The sequence below is a fragment of the Mycobacterium sp. ACS1612 genome, assembly GCF_001667505.1.
Taxonomy (GTDB): domain Bacteria; phylum Actinomycetota; class Actinomycetes; order Mycobacteriales; family Mycobacteriaceae; genus Mycobacterium.
The window spans coordinates 110,179-125,851 of sequence record NZ_LZHZ01000033.1; the positions used below are offsets into that span (position 1 = coordinate 110,179).

The window sequence follows — 15,673 nt, forward strand, 5'->3', positions numbered from 1 at the left end:
CTTGGAACGAGATACTTGCTGACTTGTCAAACGTCGTGGCGGCGCAGCGCCCCGACCACCAACCGATTCACGCTGAACTCAAGAGCCTGGTCCTCGTCGAGCGAACGAAACGCCCGCAGGAGGTCCTTGATCTCGGAGTGAATGCGCGGGTGTCGAGCCCGCAGTGCTGCCACCCGCTCGGCCACTTCCTTGGTCAACGCGTCGGCTCCGCTGACGACCTCGTTCACCAGACCCATGTCCCGGGCGCGGTTCGCACTGATCGATTCGCCGGTCGCGGTGAGCCAGAACGCTTCTCGTTCGCCGACCACGCGTGGCAGCCACGCCAGCACCAGAGCAGGCGCCAGGTTGATACCCACCTCGGGGAACGAGAACTGGGCGTCGGAAACGGCGATCGCGACGTCACACGCCGCGATCAAACCAACCCCGAAACCCGCTGCGTCACCGTGTACTTCGGCGATCGTCACCAACGGCGAGTCACGCAGCGCCTGATGCAGCCCGACCAGGATCCTGGTCTCGGAGACGAGATCGCCCGGTGTCGCGCCTGCACGTTCCCGGCCCAGGCAGAACACCGATCCGTTGGCCCGCAACACCACGACGTGGGCGCCCGCAGGCGGATGGCGCAGCAGTTCGGTGAGCTCGGCGCACAGTTCGACGGTCAACAGATTGTGCGGTGGCCGGTCGATGACCACCTCGAGGACGCCATCCGACGTGGACTCGACGCGCAGGCCGGCCACCTCAGTTCAGCCGATCCGTCGCCACGCCGCCGTACCAGTCGACGTCGTCGGGCGCGGTCCGGACGGTGACCGCGCGGACATGGGTGAAGTCGTGGAACGACTCCCAGCCGCCCTCTCTGCCCACGCCGCTGTCTCGCACGCCGCCCCACGGAGACGACGGGTCGAGGCGGTGGTGGTCGTTGATCCACACCATTCCCGTCTCCAGTTGGCCGGCCACCCGGTGCGCGCGGGCCACATCCCGCGTCCAGATCGACGAACCCAACCCGAAGTCGGAATCGTTGGCCATCGCGATGGCATCCGCCTCGTCGTCGAACGGAATGGCGACGACCACCGGTCCGAAGATCTCCTCGCGCGCGACCCGCATGTCGTTGGTCACGTCGGCCAACACCGTCGGTTCGACGAAGAAGCCCCCGCCCAGACCGGGCACGTCGGCGGCCCGTCCACCGGTGACCACCCGCGCCCCTTCACCGACAGCGATGTCGACATAGTTGAGGATGCGCTGCTGAGCGCGTTTCGAAATGACCGGTCCCAGTTGGGTTGTCGCCAGTGCGGGATCTCCGATGCGCACCGACGCCGCGACCTTGGCAAGCGCGGCGACCACGTCGTCGTACACCGTGCGCTGGATCAGCAGCCTGCTACCTGCGATGCAGGTCTGGCCGGCGCCGATGAAACCACCGAAGGCAGCACCGCGCGCGGCCACGTCGACCGGGATGTCGTCGAAGATGAGAACCGGTGACTTACCGCCCAATTCGAGTGTCGCCTTGGCGAACCGTTTCGCCGTCGCCACCGCAATCGCCCTGCCCGGTTCCGTGCCGCCGGTGAACACCGCCTTCTTGACCAACGGGTGTTCGGTGAGCGCCGCGCCGGCCGTCGGGCCGAGGCCGGGGACGACGTTGAGCACACCGTCGGGGATGCCTGCCTCGATCGCGATCTTGCCGAGCAGCAGCGCGGTTAGCGGCGTCTGCTCAGAAGGCTTGAGCACCACCGTGTTTCCCGTCGCCAAGGCGGGCGCCAGACTCTTGGAGGCGATCATCATCGGGTGGTTGAACGACGCCAGGATGCCGACCACGCCGATCGGGAACCGGCTGGTGTAGGAGTGGTAGTCACCGCGCAGCGGGACCACCGAGGTGCGGTCGGCGAGCAGCAGTGCGGCGTTGTACCGGTACCACTCCGCCAGCCGGGTGATCTGTGCCTTGGTCTCGGTGATCGGCCGTCCGTTGTTCAGCGTCTCGAGCTCGTACAGCTCGGCCATGTGCGCTTCGATGCCGTCGGCGAACCGGTGGATCAGCCGCGCCCGGTCGTGGATCGGCATGGTCCGCCAGACGCCGTGCCGGAAGGCCTCGTTGGCTGTGCGGACCGCGTCGTCGACGTCCTCGGCGCTGGCGCCTGCCACCTCGGTGATCAGCTCGCCGGTCGCGGGATTGATGACGCGGATGGGTTCTGCCCGCCCCTCGACCTCGCGACCGCCGATCAGCAGCCCGGTCGGATAGGGCCGTCGCTGATCCGCGGTGGTATCAGAGGGGGAGTCGATCAAGGTCATCGCGCAGGCTCCAAGTCGTATACCAAAACATAAACTCGTATACCGCAAGCTAGTCGATGTGTGTTCCAGGTCGCAAGGGGATACATTCGGGTCCGATAGACTCGGTTTGCCACGGATGTCCGACGGTGAGGGTTCGAGAGAGGCGACATGGCGAGTGAGTCCGCGGCGGGCCGAGTCGCCCACGCGCTTCGGCAGCGGTTGCTGAGCGGAGAACTCCGCCCGGGGACGCGGCTGTCACAACAGCAGATCGCCAGCGAGTACGGCGTCAGCCGGATGCCCGCCCGCGACGCCCTTCAGGCGCTGGCGAGTGAGGGGTTGGTCGACATCAGCGCGGCCACCGCCGTCGTGCGCAGGCTGTCGGTCGCCGAGCTACAAGAGCTTTACGAACTGCGCGAGGCGGTCGAGCCGGTGCTGACCAGAATCGCGGTGCCGAACGTCGGGCGGGCCGAACTCACCCGGATGTCTTCGATATTGGAGACGATGGAGGCCGGGCCGTCGCCACACGAGTGGCTGGAGCTCAACACGCAGTTCCACGCCCTGATCTACACGCAGGCCAACCGGCCCACGATGATTCACCTCACCGAGCAATTGCGGCGACTGACCGACCGCTACCTCTACCTTCACGTCGGCGTGTTCGGCTACATGGGTCATCTGCATGAGGAGCACCGGCAGATCTACGAAGCGGTGAGTCTCGGCGACGCCATCGCCGCCGCCGAGTTGACGCGCAAACACCTCTCGACGTCACACGACTTCATCTTGCGGTTCCTGCTGGACAGCGAGGTCGCGACATCCGAAGAACCCAGTGCGTCAATGACTTTCGGCATCCTGGGGGTCGGCGGAACGGCGTGACACCGGGTCAGTAATGCAACCGGTCGTTGACCACGCGCACGCCGGAGTGGCGCAGCGAGTAGATCGGGTGCAGCAACGCAGGGTGCCGGCAGTGGGCGCATGATTGCTGCGCGTTGTTGGCCGACGAGAACGTCAGGTGATGGCACGCTTCGCAGCGGACGACGTAGAACGCGCCCATCCAATTGAGCAGTCCGAGGTAGATCGCCGCGGTCGCGGCGGTCGCCAGAACGGCGATGACCGTGATGGTGAAGACCTCTTCGAACGTCATAGGTCAACCTCCAACCTGTCTTGACGAACACGTCAGACGCTACGCGCGCGAGCTGTGAGCCAGATGTGTAAGCCGACAGACCCGACCAAGAGCGCGCCTGATAGCCGGCGAGTGACCGGCATCTCTCGTTTTCGTGATTGGCCGACCACACTGGGATGATCTGGGCGTGGATTTGCGCCCTGATTTCAGAAACGTCGCCATCGTGGCCCATGTCGACCATGGGAAGACGACCCTCGTCGACGCGATGCTGCGCCAGTCGGGCGCCCTGCACCACCGCGGCGACGACGCCATCGAACGCCTGATGGACTCCGGCGACCTGGAGAAGGAAAAGGGCATCACCATCCTGGCCAAGAACACCGCGGTGCACCGCAAGCACCCTGACGGTTCGACCACGGTGATCAACGTCATCGACACCCCCGGCCACGCCGACTTCGGCGGTGAGGTCGAGCGCGGCCTGTCGATGGTCGACGGCGTCCTGCTCCTGGTCGACGCCTCCGAGGGCCCGCTGCCGCAGACCCGTTTCGTGCTGCGCAAGGCGTTGGCCGCGCATCTGCCCGTGATCCTCGTCGTCAACAAGACCGACCGACCCGACGCCCGCATCGCCGAGGTCGTCAACGAAAGCCACGACCTGTTGCTCGACGTCGCCTCCGACCTCGACGAGGAGGCCCAGAAGGCCGCGGAGGACGCGCTCGGATTGCCGACGCTCTACGCGTCCGGTCGCGCGGGCATCGCCAGCACCGTCGAACCTGCCAACGGCGAGAACCCCGAAGGGGACAACCTCGACCCGCTGTTCGACGTGCTGCTGGAGCACATTCCGCCGCCGAAGGGCGATCCGGAGGCGCCGCTGCAAGCGCTGGTGACCAACCTCGACGCGTCGACGTTCCTCGGCCGCCTCGCGCTGATCCGCATCTACAACGGCAAGATCCGCAAGGGCCAGCAGGTCGCCTGGATGCGCGAGGTCGACGGCCACCCGGTGATCACGAACGCCAAGATCACCGAACTGTTGGTGACCGAGGGCATCGAAAGAACGAGCACGCACTCCGCCATCGCGGGGGACATCGTCGCCGTCGCCGGCCTGCCCGAGATCATGATCGGCGACACGCTGGCCGATCCGGATCACGCGCACGCGCTGCCGCGCATCACCGTCGACGAGCCGGCCATCTCGGTCACCATCGGCACCAACACCTCGCCGTTGGCGGGCAAGGTTTCCGGCCACAAGCTGACCGCGCGGATGGTGAAGGCGCGGCTGGACGCCGAACTCGTCGGCAACGTGTCGATCAAGGTCGTCGACATCGACCGGCCCGACGCGTGGGAGGTGCAGGGCCGCGGTGAGCTGGCGTTGGCCGTGCTGGTCGAGACCATGCGGCGGGAGGGGTTCGAGCTCACAGTCGGTAAGCCGCAGGTGGTCACCCAGATGATCGACGGCAAGCTGCACGAACCGTTCGAGGCGATGACCATCGACTGCCCCGAGGAGTTCGTCGGTGCCATCACCCAGCTGATGGCCGGCCGGAAGGGCCGGATGGAGGAGATGACCAACCACGCTGCGGGCTGGGTGCGGATGGATTTCATCGTGCCGAGCCGAGGGTTGATCGGATTCCGCACCGACTTCCTGACGTTGACGCGCGGCACCGGCATCGCCAACGCGGTGTTCGACGGCTACCGGCCGTGGGCCGGGGACATCCGGGCGCGGCACACCGGTTCGCTGGTGTCGGACCGCTCGGGCACCATCACCCCGTTCGCGATGATCCAGTTGGCCGACCGCGGCCAGTTTTTCGTCGAACCCGGCCAGGACACCTACGAGGGTCAGGTGGTCGGCATCAATCCGCGCGCCGAGGACCTCGACGTCAACGTCACCCGCGAGAAGAAGCTGACCAACATGCGCAGCTCCACCGCTGACGTGATCGAGACGCTGGCTCGCCCGCTGGAGTTGGACCTCGAGCAGGCGATGGAGTTCTGCGCCGCCGACGAATGCGTAGAGGTGACGCCGGAGGTGGTCAGGGTGCGCAAGGTCGAACTCGACGCCACGCAACGGGCCAGGGCGAAGGCGCGCGCCAAGGCCCGCAGTTAGTGCTGCCGATACCCTGAACACCGTGCCGGGGCCCCTACGCGTCATAGCTGCGCTATCCGCGCTGGTGACCTTGGTGGGCGGATGTACCGTCAGCCCGCCGCCGGCGCCGCAGAGCACCGACACCAGTCAGTCGACGCCGCCGCCGCCGGCCAAGGCGACGCAGATCATCATGGCCATCGATTCGATCGGCCCCGGCTTCAATCCGCACCTGCTGTCCGACCAGTCCCCGGTGAACGCCGCGATCAGCTCGCTGGTGCTGCCCAGCTCGTTTCGGCCGGTACCGGATCCCAACTCGCCCACAGGGTCTCGCTGGGAACTGGACCCCACGCTGTTGGAGTCGGCCGAGGTGATCAGCCAGAACCCGTTCACCGTCGCCTACAAGATCCGGCCGGAGGCGTCGTGGACGGACAACGCCCCGATCGCCGCCGACGACTTCTGGTACCTGTGGCGCCAGATGGTCGGCCAACCCGGTGTCGTCGACCCGGCCGGCTACGACCTAATCACCGGTGTGCAGTCGATCGAGGGCGGAAAGACGGCGGTGGTGACGTTCGCGCAGCCGTACCCGGCGTGGCGCGAACTGTTCAACAACATCCTGCCCGCGCATATCGTCAAGGACGTGCCCGGCGGATTCGCGGCGGGACTGGCGCGGGCGCTGCCGGTCACCGGCGGCCAGTTCCGCGTGGAGAGCATCGACCCGCAGCGCGACGAGATCCTGCTCGCCCGCAACGACCGGTACTGGAGCGCGCCCGCCAAACCCGACCAGGTGCTGTTCCGTCGCGGCGGTGCCCCCGCCGCGTTGGCCGATTCGATCCGCAACGGCGATACCCAGGTGGCCCAGGTGCACGGCGGCGCGGCGGCGTTCGCCCAACTGTCGGCGATCCCCGACGTGCGAACGGCACGCATCGTCACACCGCGCGTCATGCAGTTGACGTTGCGAGCTCAGCAGCCCGCACTCTCGGATTCCCAAGTGCGCAAAGCGATTTTGGGTCTGCTCGACGTCGACTTGCTCGCGTCGGTTGGTGCGGGTGACGACAACACCGTCACACTTGCGCAGGCGCAGGTGCGTTCGCCGTCTGACCCCGGCTACGTTCCGACCGCGCCGCCCGCGATGACCAAGGAGGCTGCGCTGGCACTGTTGGCCGAGGCGGGCTACCAGGTCGAGCCGATCGACACGACCGCGCCGACGACGCCGGGCGCGCCAACGCCCGAGAACCGCGGCCGCATCACCAAGGACGGTGTCCCGCTGACGCTCGTGCTCGGGGTGGCGGCCAACGACCCAACCGCGGTCGCCGTGGCCAACACCGCCGCGGACCAACTCCGCAACGTCGGCATCGCCGCGTCGGTGTCGGCGCTGGATCCAGTGGTGCTGTACGGCGATGCGCTGATCAACAATCGGGTCGACGCGGTGGTCGGCTGGCATCAGGCGGGCGGCGACCTGGCGACCTCGCTGGCGTCGCGCTACGGCTGTCCGGCGCTGGAAGCGACGGCGGTGTCCACCGCGACGCCTGGCACGACGCCGTCCCCCTCACCCTCGCCGACCAGTACGTCACCGACGTCGCTGAAGCCGGCCACCACGGCCACGCAAACCAGTCCGCCGCCGACCCCGGAGTCCGGTCAGCTGGTGCAGGCGCCGAGCAACATCACCGGCATCTGCGATCGCAGCATTCAGCCGAAGATCGACGCCGCGCTCGACGGCACCGAAGACATCGGGCAAGTGATCAACGCCGTCGAACCACGGCTGTGGAACATGGCGACCGTGCTACCGATCCTGCAGGACACCACGATCGTCGCGGCTGGGCCCAGCGTCCAGAACGTCAGCCTGACCGGAACGGTGCCGGTGGGCATCGTCGGCGACGCCGGAAAGTGGGTCAAGGCGCCTCAGTGATCACTTCACGCACGGAGTGTTCGTCCCGACCATCTCCGTGAGATCGGTGGGTGCAGGCGCCTGGGTGCCGGTGGCTGTCGCGTCGACCGTGGTGACCGGTGTTGCGGTGGTGGTCGTCGGGCTGGAATCGGTCATGTACTGATCGGCGGGGAAGTCGGCGCCGATGGTCAGTCGCACGGTGCCGGCTGCGACGGTGTCCGAGGCGGTCGCGGTGACCTGCAACCGGTCGGCCAGCGTGCGGGCTGCATCGCCGGCGCCCGCGCCGTAGGCGATGGTGCTGGTGTCGGCCAACCGGTCCGCCGTCGACACCGTCCCGGCGATCAGCCCGTCGGTACCGAAGGTGCGCTCTATCGCTGATCCAAGGCCGTCGTGGTCCGTGGCGTTGACGACATCGAGTGTTGCTGGAGCAGAGGGATTTTGGCTCGGAGTGGGGGTGGGCGGAGTTGAGCCATCGGTGAACAGGCTGTGCACTATCTGCCGAATACCTTGCACGTCAACGATGTTGACGTCCTCGCCTTGGGAGTTCTGGCCGAACTCACTGATCGGTAGCGTGTACAGGGTCAGGCGGCTGTCGGCCAGCGACGATGCCCGGTCGACGAAGCGGGCAAGGTCGAAGCCGTCGTCCACGGCGATGTTCTGCTCGGCGACCTGCAGCAGGTTCTTCAGGTCGGCGGGATTGGACAATGCGCCGCCGTGCCGCAACGCGGTCACCAGCGAGACGATGAACGCCTGCTGCCGACGGGTGCGGTCCATGTCGGTGAACAGTTCGTCGTTCGCGTCGCGGCGCTGCCGTACGAACGCCATCGCCTGCGCGGCGTTGATCTGTTGGACCCCGCGGTGAAAGTCCGCCCCGGAGTAGCTATCCGACGTGTCGTCGTTGAGGCACACCGTGATGGGCTGCACGACCTGTGCGATCTGAAAGAACGCGCCGAGCGTGACTTCGATGAAGTGGTCGATCGACACACTCAACAGGTTGCGCACCGTGTTGATCTCGGCTTTGCGGCCCGCCTCGCGGGCGGTCTGCTCGCGGCTGGACTGGGCGATGCTGTCGCTCAGCGAGTCCATCTTCTGCTGATAGGCCAACCCGTAGGCCTGCTTGACCTTGCCCTTGCACACCCCGCTGGGACAGCCGGGCAGATCGACGTAGTCGTCGCGAGGCACCGATACCGCGCTGACGTTCGCGCCGCCGCCTGACAAATGCAGCAGGATCAACACGTTGGCGTTGTAGCCGCCGACGGTTTCGTCGCCGGCGTGCAACGCGTCGTAGATGTCCTGGGGCAGTGGCTGGCCGTGCTGGTCGAGTCGACTGTCCAGTCCCATGATCAGGATGTTCTCGTCGCCACCGACAGACGCGGGAGCGCCGACCAACGCCTGCGATGTGGTGATGCCGCCGGACAGATTGCGGTAACCGCTCCACCCCGCAGCCGTCACCGCCAGGGCGGCGACAGCGGCCAACGCGCCCAGCACTCGGCCCGTGGCGAGCGCTTGGCGCCTGCTGCGCGCACTCGGAAGCCGGTGCCGTGGCCCTGCCACTGGCGGTATCGGCTCGGTTTCCCACCCCGAAACGGCTGGTCGACTCATAACAGAGGGGGATTATCCCGGCGGCTCCTGAGCGGAGACTGAGGGCCGCGACGACGTAATCGGCCCCCACCGGTAGCGGAGGGGGCCGACTGGATCTTCAGCGATTACTTCTTCTTCTTACCGGTCTTGGCGGTGCCTGACTTTTTGACCGTTTCCTTCTTGGCGTCGCCCGACTTCGCGGTGCTGTCGTCCTTCGCAGACGAGCCGGAGTCAGACCCCTTGGCTCCCCCGGAATTACCGGTGCCGCCCTTGGCGCCGGCGTTGTCCTTGGCACCGGTGTTGTCCTTGGCACCGGTGTTGTCCTTGGCGCCGGTGTTGTCCTTGGCGCCGGTGTTGTCCTTGGCGCCGGTGTTGTCCTTGGCGCCGGTGTCGTCCTTGGCGCCGGTGTCGTCCTTGGCGCCGGTGTCGTCCTTGGCGGAGGTGTCGTTGGCAGTGCCAGTCGACCCGTTCGAGGACTCCGCTTCGGTGGACGTCGACTCGGCGGCCTTACCGGCCGTCTCGTCCTTGGCGGCGGTCTCATCCGTGGCCGCGGCGTCCTTCTTTACGCTCTCCGTGTCACCGGTGGAGGTGATCGCCGACGAAGCGTCCGTCGACGCCGTGTCGGTCTTGGCCGCCGCGACGTCCAGGGTGACGGTCCTGGCGGCCGCCGTCTTCGCCGAGGCCACCTCGTCAGTCGCGGCCGTTGTCTTGGCCGCTGCAACCGCCGGCGGGGTGATCGCGGTGACGATCGCGTCCCGGATGGTGACCAGCAGGCTGAGGGTGCCCAGTCCCGGCGACAATAGTCCGCCCGTCTGGGTCGGCGCGTAACCGTTCAGGAAGCCGTCGAGCATCACAGCGGGGGCGTTGATGATCGCGTTGACGACGCCAAGGGGATCGCCGGACGTCGCGGCGTCGAAGACATTCTGCAGGGCCTGGCCTGTGGCCTGCACCAGCGCCAGCGGCGGCTGTATCACCCCGAGACTGACCCCGAGCACTACGGTCGGCAACTGATCCACCACGTGGACGAAGTTATTCAGCGGCTGCAGAAGCGGCGGCAAGAATGGAAATGCGGCCTGGATCAAACCGGTGGCGACGGTCTCTGACGCACCCTGGATATTGCCGGCGCGCAGTTCGCTCAACGCTTTCTGCAGCAACGCCGGAAAGCTGGACGGGTTGCTGATTTGCAGCGACTGCTCCAACGCCTGGCCGAGTTGAGTGATCATGGTCGACTGGTTCTTCAGTACTTGCGCTAAAAGCGGTGCGACACCGTTCGCGAACGTCTGTTGGAACAAGTCGTTGAGATTGGTGACCGTGTTTTCCAGCAGCTGTCCGTAAGGACTGGTTGCCGCCGACAGCGCGACTTCGGCAGAGCGAACGCCAGGCAGCGACACGTGGGGCGGCGCTGGTGCGAGGGGAGCGACCGCGATGACGCTTGCCCCGACCAGGGCGACACCCGCATTGAGATAAGGACGACGAACAGTGGCACCGTGCATAGCATCTCCTCAAAATGCAGTAGATCGAGCATTCGGAACTTACTCAGAAGTAATGCGCTAAATACGGCTTTTCGAAATATTATTTGTGACTCACAGCTTCCTGTTAGATAGTGGTCAGTAGCTGGACTAATGGGGTCGGAGTGGTGGGGCTAACAAGGAAATTCGAAGGCTAGGTAAGTGCTATTACGTGGGCCGCCGGGCCAAGCCATTAACATTGTTTATTAGCTAGTCTTTCCGAAAATTCGGCAAACGTCGGCAGTACGTGTGTCCGCCGGATTCGGGCGATGTTGCCGGCAGGTTGCCCACGGGTCCGCACGGATCGATGCGCCATCCGAACGATCGTCAGCCGCAGCAATCCTTGACAACACAACAAATCAGTGCCGGCTGGTTTGCCAAGCAGGGGATGAATCAAGTAGTGGGATTTGCGGCGTGTCGCTCACGGAGCAGGCGCAGCCCGTGTGACGCGTAAGCTGCGATCGCGAACACCGCGAGCAGCCAGTAGGGCGGACGGGCGAGTTCCCAGACGAAGAGCGCCGCGAACAACGGGGCCCGCTGCGTGATCGCCAGGACGCCCGCGGCGCATGTCAATGAGACAGCGGCGACGTGGATTTCGGTGCCCGCCCACTGGTTCAACGCGAGGGCGGCAAGCGATCCCGCGGCGGCGCCGGTCGCCATGGCGGGCGTGAGTAGGCCACCGACCGCGCCCGCGCGTAAGAACAGCGCGCTCAAGAGCGGCTTCAGCAGCAAGATGACCGCGGCTGCGCCCAGAGTCAGACCGCTGTTGATGCTGACGGTCAGGATGCTTCGTCCGTTGCCGGGGAGTTCCGGCCACCAGATCGAGCAGATGCCGGTCAACAGACCCGCGGCGGCGACCGACGTGATGAGTACCCACGACTTGAACTGCACCTTGGGCCGCGCGAGGGCCATAACGCGGTTGAACGCGAGTCCCACTGCGGCCGCCAGAGGCGCGACCACGAGGGCGAGGAAGGCGAATAGATAGGAAAGGGTTGCGTCCGGCCACGTCAGCGCGTGCTCGAGGTGGGTGACGGGGGCGGCCACCGCGACCGCGAGGCTGGACGTGATCAACGCGGTGCCGAGCGCGCGCGGATGCCACGTGCGGAGCAGGATGCGAGCCGTGAACAAGGCGCCGCCGAGAGGGACGCTGTAGACCGCTCCGAGTCCTGCCCCGGCCGCGCACGCGAGCAGGATTTCGCGGTCGCGCGGGGTCAGGGCCAACCGTTTGGTGCCGAAATCGCTTAGCGCTGCGGCAAATTGGCGGGGCGCCCCTTCGCGGCCGAGCGACGCGCCCGACCCGACCAGCAGCACCTGGAGGCCGGCGTCGATCGACAGCGGCACGCGTGCGACGGCGCGGTGACTCTTGATCGTCTCGGTCATGCCGGGGACCTCGCGGCGTCGTCGAAGAAGCCACCAGCCGCAACCGGCCAGTGCGCCACCGATCATGGGGCCGACAGCGCGACGGACCGGGCTGCTGCCGCCGACGCCGGTCAGCAGGCTGCCGAAGGAGTAGTGGTAGGTGAGGTGTTCGATGGCATGCAGCAACAGCGTCGTGGCCGCGCCGGCGACACCGGCCAGCAGGCCGACAATGACGATCGCGCAGCCGAACTCAACGGTGCGCCGGGACACGAGCTGAATCTATATGTGAATCGGCCCCCTCTTCGGACGGAAGAGGGGGCCGATTCATTTGAGCGGCGCTATATCTGCATCTGCCTAGTCGCCACGGTCACCCGCCGAGCGCGCCCCTCACCGCGCCGTCGAGATTCTTGGCGACTGAGCTGTCACTCGGCGTCGGCACGATCGGTGCGACAGCGATGACGCTGGCGCCGACGATTGCTACGCCGGTCGTGACGTAGGGCCTGAGCGCCAGCTGCATGGTTCCTCCGAAGCCGAGCAGTAGTGAGCCGCACACACGAACCTATGTCACACGATTCATCTGATTCTCAGGTTCTTACCGCGGTTTGCCGACATTGTTGCAGACAAAACTATCCGGCCGAAATCCCAACGTTAGCTGTTCAGCTCCGTCCAACTTCGACTACGGCAAATTCAAACTAGTGAACCTATGCAAAGTAGTCCGTTCGACCGAAGCCACTTTATAAGCCTGTCAATAAGTTAGCTGAATTTAAATTGCTGCTAATGTCAATAATGTGCTGGTTCGCACCGTAGGTTATTTGCTAACGGCCCCGCCTCGTCTCACACCCGGACGTAGAGGATCGCCGACTGACTCGCCCGCCATCGAGCCCCATCGTCGCATGTGTAACGGTTCGGCAACGTCGCTGGGACCGACCGGGGGCCGCGCCAAAAGTTAACTGACGTCTATGCCAATTTGGGTGCCCGACGACAGTTTGGTTCTTTGACTTTCTTTGACTTTGTGCAGCAAATCGCAATCCTGGCAACGTTCGCGAAGTTATACAGCAACATCGCTAGCTGCTACCTACCCGACAACGCTGGGTGTCAGATCACGCAGCGGCGGCCCCAGATCGCCCGCAACAGTCACCCGCGCCGCAGCGGTGTCATCGGCCAGCTCACACCTCTCGTCCGCGTGACGGGCACCTCTCATCGCTCCCAGATCGACACCTCCAGGCGCGGTTGGGCCGACCGCCGGTAGCGTGGCTATCGATGCCATCTCAGGAAACCCCGCGCCTGTTGTTCGTGCACGCCCATCCAGACGACGAAACGCTGACAACCGGTGCCACCATTGCGCATTACGCTGCACGTGGCGCCGAGGTTCACGTCGTCACGTGCACACTCGGCGAAGAGGGCGAAGTCATCGGCGACCGCTATGCGTACCTGGCGGTCGACGCCGCCGACCAGTTGGGCGGCTACCGCATCGGTGAGTTGTCGAGCGCCCTGCGTGCGCTCGGCATCGCGCAACCGATCTTCCTCGGCGGTGCGGGCCGCTACCGCGATTCGGGGATGGACGGCACCCCGCCGAGGCGTTGGCAGCGGTTCGTCGACGCCGACATGAACGAAGTTGTCGGCGAACTCGTCGCGCTGATTCGGCAACTTAGACCCCACGTCGTCGTTACGTATGACACCCACGGCGGATACGGGCATCCTGACCACATTCGCGCGCATGAAATCACGATGGCTGCGGTGGCCGCTTCGGGGCGCGGGGAGTTCGCCGGGACGCCCTGGACCGTGCCGAAGGTGTACTGGACGGTGATGGCCACGTCCGCGATGGCCGAGGGTTTGAAGGCGCTCGGCGACGCACCGCCGGAGTGGCATCGGGTGTCCGTCGACGACCTGCCGTTCGGTCACCCCGACGACGCCATCGACGCGGTCATCGATGTGCCCGACCAGCATTCCGCCAAGGTCGCGGCCCTGCGCGCGCACGCCACCCAGGTCACCGTCGCCCCCGACGGACGATCATGTGCGCTGTCGAACAACATCGCGCTGCCGATCGGCGCTGTCGAGCACTACATCCTCGCCGCGGGCACCCCGGGGGAGCGCGACGACCGAGGCTGGGAAACCGACCTGCTGGCCGGGTTGAATCTGGAATAGCGCGCCGGGCTCGCGGTAAGCTGCCCGTCAACTGCTCACGTGTGAAAGGGAGGGCGATGGACCCGGATATGGATCCCAACCTGCAGCACTGGCAGGACCGCGCTGACAGCTTCCAATGGGTGGTCGGGTCGCTCGTCTCACTGCTCGACAGCATTCCCACCTGACGCCGCTGCGTCGCCTCGTCCTGACGCTGCTCGCAGTTGACGGCGTCCTGTCGGCCATTGCGGCCGCATTCCTCCTTCAGTTCCGGCTTGGTGCCGTGCCTTTTCCGGTGAGCGCGTTGATAAGTGGGTTCGTCAACGCCGCTCTCGTCTGGGCGGCGATGCAATGGACAGATTCACCGCGAGTGGCCGCGTTGCCGTTGTGGTGCTGGCTGTTGACCGTCGCCGGGCTGACTTTCGGCGGCCCCGGTGACGACATCGTGTTCGGCGGCGTCGGTGTCATGGAGTACGCACCGCTGCTGCTGATCGTGTTGGGCGCGCTGCCGCCCGCCCTGCTGCTGTGGCGGCGCGTGCGCGCGCAGGCCTGACCGCTACTGGTCGTCCTTCTTGTCGGAGTCCTTCTTGTTGGAGTCCTTCTTGTTGGAGTCCTTCTTCTTCCCGCCCTTGTCGGTGGTGTCCTTGGTCTTCGGCGAGGTCGACGATTCCGTTCCGCCTCTGGGCCCCTTCTTCTTCTCGGTTGTCGAGGCCTTCTTGGGGCTGGAGGAGTTGTCGTTGGACTCGCTGCTGTCCTCGGCCCCGGCCGCGACGTCGGTCGACGACTTGGGTCCCTTGGGCTCCTCGGGCTCCTTGGGTGCCTTGAGCTCCTTGGGCGCCTTGGGCTCTTTGGTTTCGTTGACCGTCGTCTCGTTGACCGTCGTCTCGTCGGTCACGGCAACGACGTCCTCACCCTCGACACCGTCCTGCTTCTCCCTCGGCTGCGTGGTGGCGGCGACCGCCAGCGTCGTGGCGTCTTCGGTCGTCGTCGTGGCCGCAGCCGCCGCCAACGGGAAAGGTGGCAACGGTGGCAGGGACGGTAGCCAGAAATTCCACTGATCGATGCCCAATTGGATGAACGCATCGATGGTCCATGCGATGCCGTCGCCGACGTTCTGCAAGAAGCTACCGTTACCAGCCAGCCAGTCCAGGGTGTTGTGGGCGATCGCGTGGACGATGCTTTCGCCGAAGTGGTAGAAGATCATGATCTGGCCGGACAGCCAGCCGACCCAGGGAATCCAGCCCACCGCGTAGGTCGCAAGCTCGAAGCCATACTGCACCCACGGCTCGATGGCGTGGTAGGCCCATTCCAGTGAGCCCGTGAGCGATTGGGGCGCCGGGGCTGGACCTGACGGCGGCGCCGGGAACGCTTGGCTCGCGCTCGGCGGCACGATGAATCGCTCCACCCAACCGATCAGAAGGTTCGGCAGTTCTGCCACCGCGAGGGGCCGCACCTGCGCTGCCAAGTCGACCGGCGCAGACCTGACCGCAACAACGGGGGCAGGTGGCGCGGCAGGCATCGGCTCCTGAATGGATGGACCGAAGGCGACAGCGGTTGCGGTGACGGCGGCAACCCCGACGGTCAGAACTGAGCGAAACAAAATTCCCACCTTGAACTCCCCCTCCAGCTACGGCAGCTACTGGACCAATCGGGAACTTACGCGCGTGTCAACAAGATCGGGGGTAATTGAGCAACGTGTCGGGGGCGGGGCCGCAACGCGGCGCCCGACTGGGACTACTGTGGCCGATATGTTCGGCGCAGTGGTTTCAGAATGTGAGACT

At 65.8% G+C, this 15,673-nt stretch carries 13 protein-coding genes; 5 read left to right on the forward strand and 8 right to left on the reverse strand.

Annotated elements, in window-relative coordinates:
- Positions 1–26: 26 nt before the first annotated feature.
- Complete coding sequence (locus A5724_RS14600; RefSeq protein WP_232004833.1) at positions 27–734, reverse strand: enoyl-CoA hydratase/isomerase family protein; 708 nt, start codon at positions 732–734, stop codon at positions 27–29.
- Between the two features lies 1 nt (position 735).
- On the reverse strand, positions 736–2,274 hold the full coding sequence (locus A5724_RS14605; RefSeq protein WP_082965023.1) for an aldehyde dehydrogenase: 1,539 nt from the start codon (positions 2,272–2,274) through the stop codon (positions 736–738).
- 147 nt (positions 2,275–2,421) lie between these two features.
- Here A5724_RS14605 and A5724_RS14610 point away from each other — a divergent pair, with 147 nt between their 5' ends.
- Complete coding sequence (locus A5724_RS14610) at positions 2,422–3,123, forward strand: GntR family transcriptional regulator (protein WP_067802757.1); 702 nt, start codon at positions 2,422–2,424, stop codon at positions 3,121–3,123.
- A 7-nt stretch (positions 3,124–3,130) separates the two neighbouring features.
- On the opposite strand, the gene A5724_RS14615 is transcribed toward A5724_RS14610, so the two are convergent.
- Positions 3,131–3,391: a hypothetical protein gene (locus tag A5724_RS14615; protein ID WP_067802760.1), complete on the reverse strand. Its 261-nt coding sequence runs from the start codon at positions 3,389–3,391 to the stop codon at positions 3,131–3,133.
- Positions 3,392–3,563: 172 nt separating this feature from the next.
- Here A5724_RS14615 and typA point away from each other — a divergent pair, with 172 nt between their 5' ends.
- Together typA and A5724_RS14625 are read left to right on the forward strand one after the other, a co-directional pair.
- The gene (gene typA / locus A5724_RS14620; RefSeq protein WP_197518662.1) at positions 3,564–5,459 is read left to right on the forward strand and encodes a translational GTPase TypA; all 1,896 of its coding nucleotides are present in this window, start codon (positions 3,564–3,566) and stop codon (positions 5,457–5,459) included.
- Positions 5,460–5,472: 13 nt separating this feature from the next.
- Positions 5,473–7,344, forward strand: a complete 1,872-nt coding sequence (locus A5724_RS14625) for an ABC transporter family substrate-binding protein (protein WP_067802765.1) — start codon at positions 5,473–5,475, stop codon at positions 7,342–7,344.
- Here A5724_RS14625 and A5724_RS14630 read toward each other — a convergent pair whose 3' ends face one another.
- The 4 genes from A5724_RS14630 to A5724_RS33780 all read right to left on the reverse strand — a co-directional run bounded on the left by A5724_RS14630 (position 7,345) and on the right by A5724_RS33780 (position 12,288).
- Positions 7,345–8,925, reverse strand: a complete 1,581-nt coding sequence (locus A5724_RS14630; RefSeq protein ID WP_082965024.1) for an LCP family protein — start codon at positions 8,923–8,925, stop codon at positions 7,345–7,347. It lies immediately after the preceding gene.
- A gap of 104 nt (positions 8,926–9,029) precedes the next feature.
- Positions 9,030–10,397, reverse strand: a complete 1,368-nt coding sequence (locus tag A5724_RS34580) for a hypothetical protein (protein WP_232004834.1) — start codon at positions 10,395–10,397, stop codon at positions 9,030–9,032.
- A 408-nt stretch (positions 10,398–10,805) separates the two neighbouring features.
- Positions 10,806–12,041 (reverse strand): chloride channel protein, encoded by a 1,236-nt coding sequence (locus tag A5724_RS14640; RefSeq protein WP_067802774.1) that lies wholly within the window; start codon positions 12,039–12,041, stop codon positions 10,806–10,808.
- Positions 12,042–12,138: 97 nt separating this feature from the next.
- Positions 12,139–12,288, reverse strand: a complete 150-nt coding sequence (locus A5724_RS33780) for a hypothetical protein (protein WP_156752281.1) — start codon at positions 12,286–12,288, stop codon at positions 12,139–12,141.
- 743 nt (positions 12,289–13,031) lie between these two features.
- Between A5724_RS33780 and mshB the strand changes: the two genes are divergently transcribed.
- Together mshB and A5724_RS14655 are read left to right on the forward strand one after the other, a co-directional pair.
- Positions 13,032–13,916, forward strand: coding sequence for an N-acetyl-1-D-myo-inositol-2-amino-2-deoxy-alpha-D-glucopyranoside deacetylase (gene mshB / locus A5724_RS14650; protein ID WP_067802782.1), 885 nt, complete (start codon positions 13,032–13,034; stop codon positions 13,914–13,916).
- A gap of 115 nt (positions 13,917–14,031) precedes the next feature.
- The gene (locus A5724_RS14655) at positions 14,032–14,445 is read left to right on the forward strand and encodes a hypothetical protein (RefSeq protein ID WP_067802785.1); all 414 of its coding nucleotides are present in this window, start codon (positions 14,032–14,034) and stop codon (positions 14,443–14,445) included.
- A 3-nt stretch (positions 14,446–14,448) separates the two neighbouring features.
- On the opposite strand, the gene A5724_RS14660 is transcribed toward A5724_RS14655, so the two are convergent.
- A complete protein-coding gene (locus tag A5724_RS14660) occupies positions 14,449–15,492 on the reverse strand; it encodes a hypothetical protein (protein ID WP_156752282.1) in 1,044 nt (347 codons plus the stop codon).
- Positions 15,493–15,673: the final 181 nt, after the last annotated feature.